Origin of the sequence: Yersinia nurmii (genome assembly GCF_001112925.1) — a bacterium.
Lineage (GTDB): Bacteria > Pseudomonadota > Gammaproteobacteria > Enterobacterales > Enterobacteriaceae > Yersinia > Yersinia nurmii.
Genome location: NZ_CPYD01000001.1, coordinates 462,138 through 475,973 on the forward strand (window position 1 = coordinate 462,138; position 13,836 = coordinate 475,973).

Sequence of the window (13,836 nt, forward strand, 5' to 3'; positions counted from 1 at the left end):
CCAACAAGGTAGAGTAATAGTTCTGAACGAGAGTCAAAGCTATTCAATTCACCATTCGTTAATTTATTTCATTTAAAAGATGGAAATACAATAATAGCGAGCCACTGCCCGCTATTATCATTATGTCATTTTAGAACAACTATTTTTTAGGACCACGCACCCGCAGAGTTAACCCCTTCAGGAAGTAACGCAGCACCTGATCGCCACAAGGGCGGAAATTTTTGCTGTCGTCCTTACGGAACAACGCGTTCAATTCAGGTTTGGACACCGGAAAATCAACGGAGGTGAAAATATCGTGCATATCGGTATCTTTCAGCTCAAAGGCTACGCGAAGCTTTTTCAGCACGATGTTATTGGTGATACGTGCTTCAATAGACGGAGCGGGGAATTTGTCATCCTTACCGCGCTTAAAGAAGATCAGACCGTTAAGAAAATGAGCCATTACCTCATCAGGGCAATTCTGGTAGCCAGCTTCGTCTTCTTTCTTAAGGAAATTAACGATATCCGCACTGTTCACTTCAAAATCAGTTAACTTGATGATTTCTACGATTTTAGCATCGTTAACATTAAGCATATAGCGAACACTGCGGAGCACATCGTTGTTGATCATATTACTGCCCTATTCCAATTAATTTAATAGACGTGTGCGAAGGTCGCAAGAATAACAAAAATCTTCTTTAACGTCTGGCGGGCAGTATTATATAGAAACAATCACTTTTTCTCAATGTAAATTTAATTTGATATAAACGTAAAAAGAACAAGTTATTATTAAATAAAAATAACAACATCATTAAAATTCACAAATAAACGAGCAATAAAAAATAAAGCGATAACTGATTGTTAAAATAACATCGCAGAACCCAACCACACAAAAACACGCCAGGTTGGGCTCTGATATAAATAAAAAAATCACTTATCGTTAGTAATAATGCACAGATCTCTTGAGTCTAATTTATACAGGTTAATCTCTTCGCCAATAATGTATTTATTGCGCAACATGGCAGATATTTTATCCATCACCATCACAATAACCACCATAATCAACGTTATAAACATCACCACATCCCAGTTCCATAAACGCATATTCTCTGCGTAAACCAAACCGATACCGCCAGCGCCGACAAAACCTAACACCGCCGCAGAACGGGTATTAGACTCTACCTGATACAGGCTAAGTGCCAGAAAAGTTGGAAACGACTGGGTGAAAATACCAAAGCGGTGTTTTTGTAATGGGTTGGCCCCCATTGCTGTTAATCCACGGCTAGGGGATTTATCTACCGCCTCGTGTCCCTCGGCATAGAGTTTACCCAGTAACCCCATATCCTGCATAAAAATGGCCAGAACCCCCGCCAGCGGCCCCATGCCTACGGCACGAACAAAAATCAGCCCCCAAATCGCCATATCGATACCGCGAAAAATATCGAGAAAACGGCGCACAACAAAAGAGATAACTCGTAATACCGGTGTATCCATTACATTACGGGCAGCAAGAAATGACAGTGGCAACGCAATCAACGTCGCTGTAAGCGTACCGGCAAATACAATGGCTAAAGTAATAAAAATCTGGCCAAAGTAATATTTAAACGGCCAGTTGATAAAATCATGCCAGACAAACATTCGCAGGAAATAGCGCCCTATTTGCTGGCTGCCGTGAACGAAGGCAGACCAGGGAATACCGAAGAAATTAAAGAAGAAAATATAATAGAAAACAATGGCCACACCGATGCCAACGACCAAGCGAAGATAGCGCCGCTGCTGCGAAAAAAGGCTCGGATGCTGCTGCTTCAAGGAGAACACATCAGCTGGCGAAAGCGTATTCGTCATCATTAAGCGGCTCCTTCCACAACACGTCTACGTAATTTTCCAGAGGTGTAATCCAATAATGAAACCACGGTGATAATCAGCAACAGCGTGATGCTGACCTGATCATAACGATCCAACTTAATCGACGTCATTAGCTCTTGTCCTATTCCTCCCGCGCCGACCAAACCCAGTATGGTTGACTGGCGAAAATTAATTTCCAATCGCATAAAGCTATAAGACAGAAAGATGGGTTTCACCTGTGGCCAAATGCCAAAGCGCATACGTTGTAACTTACTGGCACCGCAGGCTGTCAAACCACGAACAGGTTTATTTGAGGCGGTTTCAATAGACTCATAGAATAATTTGGTCAGGCTACCGATTGTATGTAACGCTAGAGCCAAAAAACCGGGAATCGCACCAATGCCAAAAGCCATGACAAACATTACCGCCCAAGCTAATTCAGGCATGGTACGCAAAAATGCAACAAAGGTACGAATCGCTAATCTGACTGGCGCTGGGCTGTGAGTATTATTAGCCGCAAGAAAAGCCAAAATACAGGCGACAATAACCGAAAGAATGGTCGCTGCTATGGCAAGCTGTAGCGTCTCCCAAATTAGAGGTAGCTGAATATTCAGGCGATAGCCCCAATATGCCAATGAACCTTCAGTACGCCCATCGGCAAATAAGACCGGCCAGTGGAGTACCGGAATTGTTTCAGCCAGATAATCAAAAAAATGTGGGAAGGAAACCAGAACGGTGTGAAGATTAAATTCAGCAATACTGCCTGCCCCCAGATAGAGTACAACCAGAACTAAAGACCATATTAAGGTTTCGCGTTTTTGCTTACTGCGAACCTGCTGGTAATAATGATTGAAGTCAGTATTCAAAATAACTTACCGCCTGAAAACCGATAGCTCCGGTATTCCTTCCCAGAGCTATCCTATTCATTATATCAACCGACTTAACGGTCGCCTTTGGTTAGATCGCGCTTCAAATCAATGACGGTTTGGTATTCGCTCAATGAGGTTTCCTCAATATGCTGCTTTCCCCCTACCGCTTTGATAAAGCAGGCATGATCTTCTTTATCCAGCTTTTTGATAGCCGCAACCAGCTGCGCTTTGAATGCTGGCGGTAAAGCACTGCGAACGAGAATTGGACCATTAGGAATTAACGGAGACTGCCAGATAATCCTAATCTGTTTCATTAAATCGGGATGATCCATCCGAATCATGCGAGTGAAAGCTCCGCTAGTATAACCGGTATTATAATCGCCGATCATTGATGCCCAGGTTACCGCGCCGGCAAACTGACCATTGATAACGCCAAGGATGTCTTGCTCATGACCACCGGAAAACGTCACGCTGGAGAAGAAGTTGTTATATTTATTATCCGACGTTCCGCCGAATTTTTGTTTAAAGCTCTGATTAGGAATCAGGAAACCCGAGGTTGAATCCGGATCGGCAAAACCAAAGGCTTGCCCCTTTAAATCCTCTATTTTCTGGTAAGGGCTGTCTGCCTTCACCACGACCACCGAGTGATAGCCGCGAGACTGATCGGTATCATCGACGACAATGCCGACCAAATCGACGGCCTTAGGGTCTTTGATATAAACCGAGGCGAAAGATGACGGCGACATACTCAGCACCATATCAATCTTTCCACCGAGTAATCCTTGAATAACCCCAGAATAATCGGAAGCATTATGCAAATTGGTTTTTACTTTTAATTCTTTTTCCAAAAATTCTTTTACACACATATTATCGCCAATTTGCTGTGTTGCATTTTGGCCACCAAGAATACCCAAATTGATTTCTTTCGGTGCATCTGCCGCAGTGGCGTTAAATACCATCATCGCGCCTGCCACTAACGAAGTAATACTAAGTACTTTTTTCATTAAAATAACCTATGTGCGTAGAGGATTAATGGAAATTAATGCAAAACATCAGTTGCTTCATCGTTGTAAATATCATGAATAATACTGTCACTTAGCTTATCCGGATGACCGTCAAATATAATTTTCCCCTGCGCAATACCAATCACTCGCGTGCAGTAATCTTTAACTAACGCCACCGAATGTAAATTCACCACTACCGCAATATCGCTTTCACTGATTTTTTGCAGCGTATTCATTATTCGGGTGGTATTTTTTGGGTCGAGGGAGGCTACCGGCTCATCAGCTAATAGAATTTTAGGGTTTTGCATCATCGCGCGACAAATAGCAACGCGTTGCATTTGCCCACCGGATAAATTTTCGGCGCGCTGCAGCGCATGTGGCAACATATTCAACCACTGCAATAACTCGATGGCTCTAGCACGGTCATGCTCGGCAAATATTTTAAAAAATGATTTAAGCGTTGGGGTATGACTTAATCTTCCGAGTAACACATTGGTCATAACATCGAGGCGGGGAACCAGACAGAAATCTTGAAAAATCATTCCACATTTGGCACGCCATTTGCGCATTTGTTTCGCCGTCAGCGCGGTAATATTTTGCGTTTCCCCATTATCTTGATAGTTAATAATCTCTCCGCCGCTGGAAGAAATAGTGCCATTTAATACATGAAGTAACGTTGATTTCCCTGCACCTGAGCGACCAATAATCGCTACAAATTCTCCCGCGTGGAGTTCAAAATTGATGTCATCCAACACCTTATGCTGCGATGCATAGGCTTTCACCAATCCTTTAACCGCCAGAATCTTTTTTTTCGTTTCCGGTGCAGTATCAGGATAATTTGGCGCATATTTAAGTAATGCTTGGCCCATATAATGTCTCTCAGATTGCAGGTTATCTTTGAGCCATTAACGGATATTTTTATGACAGAGAAATGATGGTTTGATGAGAGAAAGGTGACATGTGATTGCCACCTTTCTTTAGAGAAGATGAGTTTTTTTGGGTAAATCAGCTACGGATTTTACGGTAGATAAACAGCACAACCAAGGCACCGATAACTGCGACGACAAAGCTACCAATGTTAAAGCCATCGACTCTGCCCATCCCAAAGAAAGTACTGATATAACCACCGACCAAAGCACCGACCACACCAAGAATGATGGTCATAAAGAAGCCGCCACCGTCTTTACCTGGCATAATCCACTTAGCCAGAATACCGGCGATGAGACCAAAGATAATCCAGGATAGAATCCCCATACGTCCTCCAAATATTGAATAAACCTGACGGTCTGTGCTTTATCAGCTGAGTGACTATTAGCTATTCACAGCGTCCACTACAGTATTAAGTTAAGACCTTATTAGGTAAATCCGCAAATCTCTGTGCTTCATCCAAGAATAAAAATAAATTTTTTATCCCGGTAAAACTCAACTACCCGACCGATTAAATAACCGGCTCTCTTGGCGCGAAAATATGATTCACCTGCCGCTGACGCATTTTTACTAACAGATCGTAGCCACCGTTTGGTAGCGAATGCGCAAACTCCCGCTCACTGGTAAATATCGGGCTGGCCCAATAAATGTTTACCGGATCGCCCTGCAGCTGCGGTAACGTCAGACTGGCATGTTCAGGGTACAGATTGGCCGATAATACATAGCCTTCGTAGCCCTGAGGGGCAACTTCAGACTCCAACGAATGGCCTTCGCCCAGCCAGCTTATTTTTCCCCACGGAACATGGGCAAAACCAGCTAATGCACTCGCCATGCGAACGGCGTTGTCTTCGTTGACATATTGACTATCTACTGCCAGCGCCAATTCTATTCGACGATATTTCCCGGCATCATCATTAAATAAAATCTCAACCCAAGGCTGCGGGCGAATACTGACACCCAGCGTCAGAAAATAATAAACACCGTCCTTTTCATGCTGAGAAATCGCCATTGGCGGCCATCTGCCCTGATCAATAGCATAATACTTTTGCGCCGGGCCAAAATGCTGCTCATAGCGTCGAATATATTCCACTTGCATACCTGGCCAGGGATTACCGTCCTCCTGCTGCCAGACCCGCCAAAATTGTCGAGTACGTTCCGCCTGAGCATATTGCGTATTCGTGGACGCTGACCCCAAAGGTAAAGTGAGTGGATTCTCTTTAATACAGCTAGCGGAGTAACAGACAGAGTGATCGATATACAAACTCCAACCGGGAATCACTGCCAATAATTGCCCCTGATACCATAGCGCTGCGCCATCATCACTTTCTGACCAGATAATCTTAATATATTGCGCATCCAATGCTTCTTCACCGGCAATATTTCGACAATAGGCCGCAGCCAAACGCGGGGCAAGTCCCTGTTCAATAGCCGCGTTATCATCTAACTGAGGAGCTGCAGTCAGGTTTCTTACCCAGCACGCTCGCACAGGAAAACGATCTTCAACGGACTCCAACGGGTAAATATAGAAATAAACCACACGCTGATCTTGTTGCACCACAGCCACCAGTGTCTGGTTTTCATTACTGACTTCGGCCAGCACTTCAGATTCTTTCATATCGCCTCAACTTTATCGGCAAAGAATAATTATCGGGCAACGGGCAGATTATTCCCTTACTCCAGATAAAATTAGCCTAATTATGCTACCAGTGTAAAACGCCTTAGCCGTTTAAATCATTGGAAAAAGTCTCAAAAAGCCATTATATGAAAGAAATATGGCTCCATTAATGCCCATTGGCTACATGAAAAATCGGATGATAAAAATAAAATACGCCCAAATCGATCTAATAAAATTTTCTTGTATCAAGTCGTGTCTATGGCTCAAGGCTCAGTGGCGTAATCCATCGTTATTTTACTAAAACTCTATACGGGGAAGACCTATCCAGTACCTAAATCATGGTGACGACCCTTCTTTCGCGCTAAAATAAGCTCAGATATCACACGACAGAATTGAAGGTTCCAATGGCTTATATCCCTAAAAACTATGCTCGGCTGGAAAGCGGTTACCGCGAGAAAGCGCTAAAACTCTTCCCGTGGGTTTGCGGAAAGTGTTCCAGAGAGTTTGTGTATTCCAATCTGCGTGAGTTGACCGTACACCACATTGATCACGACCATGGTAATAATCCGGAAGATGGCAGCAATTGGGAGATGTTATGCCTGTTTTGCCACGATCACGAGCATTCTAAATACACCGAAGCCGATCAATACGGATCGACGGTTATTGCCGGAGATGACGCGCAGAAAGATCAAGGGGTCGCTACTCATAACCCTTTTGCCAATCTCAAAGCTCTATTAAAAAAATAATGGCCTGTTTACCGGTGAGAATATCTATATCGTTATTTTCACCGGTCAATAGCCAAATTTGCATCTTATCTTTCTTCAATACCGCTTCGGATCTAGAAGCCCAGTAATTGCCGGTAAGAACGAGGTTCCAGCATATCTGCGGTTAATCCAAGGGTTGAGGCAAAAAGATTGCATTGCAGCTTTAATTCAGCCAACTCATTCGGATCATCTGTCATCACCGCAATTTCAGCAAAGTCTCCCACAGACTCCAAATGATCGACCGTAATGTGAAATTGGTCGATAAAATAGATACTGCGGTTCTTTTCTAGGGTAAATATCGGCTGATAGCCTAATGTCACCAGCATACTCGAAATCTTGTCCAAATCCTCGACCCGACTGGCTTCGCACCGCTCGCTTCCCGGCCCTTTGACAATCCATAGACGAATACCTGACGGTTTCATTTCACGCAATATCATACTGATGCTTTGCCGTGCAAGAGCCCCATCACAAGTATCCATATAACAATCTTTTTCATGATTATTGAGAGCAAAAATCTCTGCATCCTGTATTTCTATTTGCGTCAATAGGTTACGGATATTCTGTACCCGAAACTTTAATTCAACCTCATATTTCCCAACAAAATGCTCACTCATTGAATCCGCCCTGACAGAAAAATAGCCGTAAAAAAACCTTATATCTACTCAATTATGCCTTAAGTCTGTTAGTCACAGGCTGATATAGGTTGGATGAAATCCGATGCTATTAGCCCCCGTGGTTACAAATAGCCTTCAGTGTGTGAAATCGATCACAAACTCGGCCCCACAGTAGGGAAAGAAACCTCAGCCTCATGTTTACTTCATGGCAACCAAAGAAAGCATCGATTTCAACAAATAAGCTATTCAGATTTACTTTCGCAGCAAAACAGGATGTTCGTACTCTAGGTGAGAAAAATGAATCGTACCGATGGTGACAACAATCAGGAATTATTGCAGCAACTGAAAAATATTGTTGGTGAGCGTTACCTTCTGACAAAAGAGCGACAAACCAAACGTTACCGAACCGGATTCCGTTCGGGTCAAGGGGAAGCTCTGGCCGTTGTTTTCCCCGCAACGCTAATGCAGCAATGGCAAATACTGCAAGCCTGCGTGGCCGCAGATAAAATCATTATTATGCAGGCAGCCAATACTGGCCTGACGGAAGGTTCCACTCCCAGTGGAAATGATTACGATCGCCAGATTGTTATTATCAACACGCTGCGACTCAATCAAATTCAGTTGTTAAATAATGCAGAACAGGTGATTGCTTTTCCCGGCAGTACGTTAAATGAACTGGAAAAACGCTTAAAGCCCTTTGGTCGTGACCCCCATTCCGTTATTGGCTCATCCTGTATTGGTGCTTCGGTTATTGGTGGCGTTTGCAATAATTCCGGCGGTTCACTAATACAACGTGGTCCGGCTTATACCGAAATGGCACTTTTTGCCCAGATAAATGAGCATGGCGAACTTCAATTAGTTAACCATCTTGGTATCCATCTGGGCGATACGCCGGAAGATATTCTTTGGCGTTTAACCCGTGCCGATTATGGCCCGGAAGATATTGGTCATGGCGAGCAGAAAGCCTCGGATCATGATTATGTTGAACGAGTGCGAGATGTAGATGCCGATACGCCGTCGCGTTTTAATGCTGATAAACGGCGCTTATTTGAAGCCTCCGGCTGTGCAGGAAAACTCGCGGTTTTTGCCGTCCGCTTAGATACTTTCCCTGCGGAGTCTCAGCAACAGGTATTTTATATTGGCACCAATGACACCAAGGTGCTGACAGAATTACGTCGTACTATTTTACGTGATTTTAAACACTTACCGGTTGCAGGAGAATATATGCACCGGGACGTTTTTGATATCGCCGAAATTTATGGCAAAGATACCTTTATCATGATCAATTCCATGGGTACGGATAAAATGCCGACTTTCTTTACCCTAAAAGGAAAGATCGATGCCCGGCTGAATAAAGTTCCTTTTTTGATAAATAATATCACCGATCGTGTCATGCAGGGCTTCAGCCGTATTTTGCCTAGCCATCTTCCTAAACGCCTAAAAAGCTACCGAGATAAATATGAACATCACCTGATGCTGAAAATGTCCGGTCAAGGAATAGCGGAAGCTAACGAGCATTTACGTCGATTTTTCGAATCGGCGGAAGGAAACTACCTGGTTTGCACCGCTGACGAAGGAAAAAAAGCCTTTTTACATCGTTTTGCCGCCGCCGGTGCAGCAGTTCGTTACCATGCAGTTCATAGCGATAAGGTCGAAGATATACTGGCTTTGGATATTGCTCTGCGCCGTAATGACGATCAGTGGTTTGAAACCTTGCCTGAAGAAATAGATCGTCGTTTGGTAGCAAAACTCTACTATGGGCATTTTATGTGTCACGTTTTCCATCAGGATTATATTGTCAAGAAAGGTGAGAATCCGCAGGAAATCAAAGAAAAAATGTTAGATATTTTGCAGGCGAAAGGCGCTGAATACCCTGCCGAACATAATGTTGGCCATCTCTATTTAGCCAAACCTGAATTAAAGGCTTTTTATCAGGCAATAGATCCAACCAACAGTTTTAATCCAGGGATAGGAAAAACCTCCAAACATAAGTGCTGGCGTTAATATGGTTTGAACTATCTTTCAGTTAAGTCTTAAAAATCAGTAAGGTTGACAAGAAGTGCCACGAAATGGAGAAAGATAAACTATAGTGAGATCACATTGCCAACCTGTGTTGGCGTTATTTTCACTCTCTTCGAGGGGAAACAAATGAAGATTATATTATGGATTATCGCGATAATTTTTATTGTCGGCCTGCTGACTATTACCGGCGTCTTCAAGCTTATTTTTTAATCATTGGTTGAATTCGCGGCTATCCTAACCGCGAATTCATTTTAATCCTTTAAGCACCTGCATCCTGCGTATTCCTGCCTTTTAATCTTCTATCATTCAGATACTTTCGCTAAACGTCCCTGAGCATCTTTTTGCTGTCGATAACTTTTGGCTGCACCTGGAATTGGCGCTGCTTTGCCCGTTTCAAGCCAACTGCGTAATCGGTTAGCATCAGCGAAATGCGTATATTTACCAAAAGCATCTAACACCACCAAAGCGACCGGGCGATTATTAATAACCGTGCGCATCACCAGACAATGCCCCGCCTCATTAGTGAAACCCGTTTTTGTCAGTTGAATATTCCACTTATCGTTATAAACCAGATGATTGGTATTACGGAAAGGTAAGGTGTAATTCGGATTACGGAAAGTCGCCATTTTTTCAGTAGAGGTACTCAACTGACCAATGAGCGGATATTGCTTACTGGCCAGCAGCAACTTACTGAGATCACGCGCAGTAGAAACGTTCTGGGTTGATAGCCCTGTCGGTTCCACAAAATGGGTATGGGTCATACCTAAGGATTTGGCTTTAGCATTCATAGCAGAAATAAATGCACTATATCCGCCACGATAATGGTGAGCCAAACTGGCCGCCGCACGATTTTCGGATGACATTAATGCTAGCAATAACATGTCTTTACGATTTATTTCGCTATTGACTCTCACACGCGAAAATACACCTTTTAATTCCTTAGTTTGATGAATATCAACTGAAATAATTTCATCAAGTGGCTGTTTGGCATCCAGAGCCACCATCGCGGTCATCAGTTTAGTGATTGAGGCAATAGGGACTACGTGGTCAGGATTATTACTATAGATAACTTTGTTGGTTTTTAAATCGACAACCATCGCGCTGCCAGAGGCTAACTCCAACGGTGCTGACTGTTTTATGCCAGCACCTGTGGTGGCGAAGCTCGTCACAGGAAGGCTCAAGGCTGTTGCCGATAAAATAAACAGACTTAATATTGATAAACGTATTTTCACATGCATATGGATTGACTTAGGTGGCGTGAATTGGACTCTAAGCAGTATAAGTTACCCATATAAACTGCGCATCAGACATTCTTTAAATCATTGTTACAAAGATTAAAAATGGTCGTTTAAGCTTATTGATAATCGCGTGGCTAACATAAAATAACCGTTCTCTGAATGCCGATAATTTCCATTAGTTATTCTAATAGCAAAGAAGATATAGCCTTATTGAAATTTGAGTTACTCTCAGATGAAAATTAAACAAAAAAAATAAATATAAGTTAAATTAAGTCATTATTTCCATTTATAAAAATACATCTAAACAATCACTAAACAGAAAGGAGAAACAACTTGAACATAGACGAGTAATTATAATAATGACAAGTTGATTTGCAATGATAAGAGTAAGGCTAGTTCTAAATGACATATGGCAGTGACGATAACTACAAGACCGGCGCGATATTATTTATATTAATTTACAGCGTAATATGGATTACGGTCTCATCTAATTTAGATCCGGCGGTTCCCTACGATGCTGTAGAGTCCCTGAATTGGGCGAATAGCCTCGAATTTGGTTCACCTAAAAACCCCTATATAGTTGGCGCAATGACGGCTATAGGTCTACTCATCAACCCACTGATAAACCTTGCGTTATATTGGTATATTTCGCATTTTACCGTTATTGCCGTCGGTTTATGGGGGATTTTCCTCCTGAGTCGACGACTGTTTGGCAATAACAAAGTCGCATTTTTCGCTATGCTCTCGCTAAATTTATCTGGCGTTATCAATTTTGATATAATTTCTTATAATGATAATTATCTACTTGTGATGCTTTGGCCGTATTTATTCTTATTTTTCGTTAAATCTATTTATGATAATAAAGCTTACTGGTATGCCTTAGCGGTTGTTTGCGGTTTAGCCGCCATGTCAAAATACTCTACTTTTGCATTTTTTCCTTTTATGCTTATTTATGCCTTCTCGACGAAAAAAGGGCGAGAATCCTGCAATAGCAAAGAATTCTATCTTTCGCTATTACTATTTTTACTTATTATCACACCTAACATTTTTTGGCTTTATCAGCACGACTTTGCCGCCTTCAATTGGGTTGATTCACAAATCAACGCGGGGCTTAACAGTAAAGTTCTGGTTTCCGCTCTTGTGGTTTTCTACCCCATTATCATCATTATTCTGCTACTCAAAACGCTGAAAGCCACACTGGTGGCGCCAGACTCAGACGAAAAGAAAGCCGTTCTTTTCGTGTTTACACCACCACTTATACTAATATTCGGCTATTTCCTGTTTAACAGTGGGGGACGAATCACCGAATGGTTACAGCCTTTTACCGTATTATCCCCAGTTATCGCTCTTTGCTTCCTGAATGTCGAACGAGTGAAATCCTGGCGAGGAATCAATCTATCTCTGCTCATTGTCGCGGCTGCGGTTTGTCTGGGTTACGCAACAGTGTTGTATAAAGATATTCGCGGCGCAGGCAGCAAATTTAACTATATCCAACCGCTAAGCGCCGAAATTAATCAAATCTGGCGAGATAAATATCAGGTTCCACTTCGCTACGTTGGCGGTGGCTATTTCTCACAGTGGCTAACTTTCTACGCCCCGGACCGTCCACTTATAGCGGAAAGATGGTCTAATCATGAAAAACCGAATCTCTATACCCCAAATATTTCAGAAAAAGAGATTGTCCAAGCCGGTGGTTTGTTTCTGAGCTCGCTGAATTCTACCTGTCAGGATGCTGATTTTCAGCATGTTCTGCGCGCCTTCCCTGACCTGCCTATTTCCGAGATGGATGACTATGTTTTTGTTACCCGGCAGGGAAAAGAAATGAAGTGGTGTCTAGCTTTTGTCGCCCCCGCAGAACAATCTTCACAACAAACGATACATATTGACTCAGCCCAGGGTTATACCGTGGAAAAAAGTCATCGCTAGCGGGAAAAAAGCTTATGCTTGGCCAATCAGGCACAGCATAAAGAAAAGGCACAATACAATGATGCTCCATCAACATCCGAAAATCGCTACCACCGTGGACGAACGTGCCAATCAGGTTATTAATCTGGATAACAAACAGCTAAGTTCAGTCCCTGAGAACCTAAGCGCAATGTCAGGATTACAACAGCTCAGCCTGTACAACAATTGCCTGACGGAGTTTCCCGCAGAGATTATCTCATTGCAGAATTTGCAGGTACTCAATTTATCCTGCAACAGCATTCCATCGATACCGGCCACTATCGGCGACTTATCGACGCTTCGCATGTTAGATCTCGGTCATAACCGTATACAGAACATCCCACTCGAAATCGGGAGGTTAAAGCAGCTGGAATATCTTTATATCAGCGATAATCATCTGAGTGATTTACCCTCGACTTTGGCTGAGCTACAGCATTTGGCCTATCTAAATGTGACCGATAATCAGCTGGAAGAAATTCCCTCAGCTATATTTTCTCTCTCAGCATTGAAAGAGCTTCGGTTGTATAACAATGTGATGAGCGCTATCCCTTCGGCCATAGGGCACCTTCATCAGATACAAGAGTTGCATTTGATGAAGAATAAGATTTCCTCAATAGCCCCTGAAATTGCCGCCCTGAAGCAACTTCGCGTGCTGGATATTTCAGACAATTGTCTGAATTATTTACCTAATGAGTTTTGTGTACTGCCGCAGCTAACCGATGCTAATTTCCGCTTTAACCAACTCTCTCAGCTACCAGAAAACTTTGGCGCACTGAAAAATCTGCACAGTCTGGATTTACGCGCTAATAAACTGTCCACCCTGCCGGAAAGCTTCTCAGAATTGAGCCAATTGAAGCGCTTGGATTTACGCTGGAATAACTTCGCCGAATTGCCAGAAGTACTCGCCCCGTTTATCGCACGAGGCTGTCTGGTACATATCTGATATTGTTCGCTGGGAGTAGGCATTTTACGTAGAGGGGTTCTGTTCGGTTCAATATTATGCCGTTAGCAAAAA

General features: G+C 43.0%; 14 protein-coding genes. 5 read left to right on the top strand and 9 right to left on the bottom strand.

Features of this window, described 5'->3' with window-relative positions:
- Positions 1–139: 139 nt before the first annotated feature.
- The 7 genes from AD970_RS02035 to AD970_RS02065 form a co-directional block, all read right to left on the bottom strand.
- Entirely contained in the window at positions 140–610 is a 471-nt protein-coding gene (locus tag AD970_RS02035; protein WP_049596659.1) for a YehS family protein, read from the bottom strand.
- A gap of 299 nt (positions 611–909) precedes the next feature.
- Positions 910–1,827 carry a phosphonate ABC transporter, permease protein PhnE gene (gene phnE / locus AD970_RS02040; protein WP_049596660.1) on the bottom strand — a complete coding sequence of 306 codons (918 nt, stop codon included), beginning with the start codon at positions 1,825–1,827 and terminating at the stop codon, positions 910–912.
- Positions 1,827–2,690, bottom strand: a complete 864-nt coding sequence (phnE, locus tag AD970_RS02045; RefSeq protein ID WP_049596661.1) for a phosphonate ABC transporter, permease protein PhnE — start codon at positions 2,688–2,690, stop codon at positions 1,827–1,829. The genes phnE (AD970_RS02040) and phnE (AD970_RS02045) overlap by 1 nt, the downstream gene beginning before the upstream one ends.
- Positions 2,691–2,764: 74 nt before the next feature.
- Positions 2,765–3,697 carry a phosphonate ABC transporter substrate-binding protein gene (gene phnD / locus AD970_RS02050; protein WP_049596662.1) on the bottom strand — a complete coding sequence of 311 codons (933 nt, stop codon included), beginning with the start codon at positions 3,695–3,697 and terminating at the stop codon, positions 2,765–2,767.
- Positions 3,698–3,732: 35 nt separating this feature from the next.
- Positions 3,733–4,566, bottom strand: coding sequence for a phosphonate ABC transporter ATP-binding protein (gene phnC / locus AD970_RS02055; RefSeq protein ID WP_049596663.1), 834 nt, complete (start codon positions 4,564–4,566; stop codon positions 3,733–3,735).
- Between the two features lie 136 nt (positions 4,567–4,702).
- Positions 4,703–4,951, bottom strand: a complete 249-nt coding sequence (locus tag AD970_RS02060; protein WP_049596664.1) for a GlsB/YeaQ/YmgE family stress response membrane protein — start codon at positions 4,949–4,951, stop codon at positions 4,703–4,705.
- 184 nt (positions 4,952–5,135) lie between these two features.
- Positions 5,136–6,239 (bottom strand): suppressor of fused domain protein, encoded by a 1,104-nt coding sequence (locus AD970_RS02065; RefSeq protein ID WP_049596665.1) that lies wholly within the window; start codon positions 6,237–6,239, stop codon positions 5,136–5,138.
- 404 nt (positions 6,240–6,643) lie between these two features.
- Between AD970_RS02065 and yajD the strand changes: the two genes are divergently transcribed.
- Positions 6,644–6,985, top strand: coding sequence for an HNH nuclease YajD (gene yajD, locus AD970_RS02070; protein WP_049596666.1), 342 nt, complete (start codon positions 6,644–6,646; stop codon positions 6,983–6,985).
- Between the two features lie 92 nt (positions 6,986–7,077).
- On the opposite strand, the gene AD970_RS02075 is transcribed toward yajD, so the two are convergent.
- Complete coding sequence (locus AD970_RS02075) at positions 7,078–7,617, bottom strand: class IV adenylate cyclase (protein WP_049596667.1); 540 nt, start codon at positions 7,615–7,617, stop codon at positions 7,078–7,080.
- A 297-nt stretch (positions 7,618–7,914) separates the two neighbouring features.
- Between AD970_RS02075 and dld the strand changes: the two genes are divergently transcribed.
- Positions 7,915–9,621, top strand: coding sequence for a D-lactate dehydrogenase (gene dld / locus AD970_RS02080; protein WP_049596668.1), 1,707 nt, complete (start codon positions 7,915–7,917; stop codon positions 9,619–9,621).
- 144 nt (positions 9,622–9,765) lie between these two features.
- Positions 9,766–9,849 (top strand): small membrane protein YohP, encoded by an 84-nt coding sequence (locus AD970_RS20655; protein ID WP_017346848.1) that lies wholly within the window; start codon positions 9,766–9,768, stop codon positions 9,847–9,849.
- A 92-nt stretch (positions 9,850–9,941) separates the two neighbouring features.
- Here AD970_RS20655 and pbpG read toward each other — a convergent pair whose 3' ends face one another.
- A complete protein-coding gene (pbpG, locus tag AD970_RS02085; RefSeq protein ID WP_049596669.1) occupies positions 9,942–10,877 on the bottom strand; it encodes a D-alanyl-D-alanine endopeptidase in 936 nt (311 codons plus the stop codon).
- Between the two features lie 402 nt (positions 10,878–11,279).
- Between pbpG and AD970_RS02090 the strand changes: the two genes are divergently transcribed.
- Both AD970_RS02090 and AD970_RS02095 read left to right on the top strand, forming a co-directional pair.
- Positions 11,280–12,803, top strand: coding sequence for a glycosyltransferase family 39 protein (locus AD970_RS02090; protein WP_072080581.1), 1,524 nt, complete (start codon positions 11,280–11,282; stop codon positions 12,801–12,803).
- Between the two features lie 58 nt (positions 12,804–12,861).
- The gene (locus tag AD970_RS02095) at positions 12,862–13,764 is read left to right on the top strand and encodes a leucine-rich repeat domain-containing protein (protein WP_072080582.1); all 903 of its coding nucleotides are present in this window, start codon (positions 12,862–12,864) and stop codon (positions 13,762–13,764) included.
- Positions 13,765–13,836 lie beyond the last annotated feature (72 nt).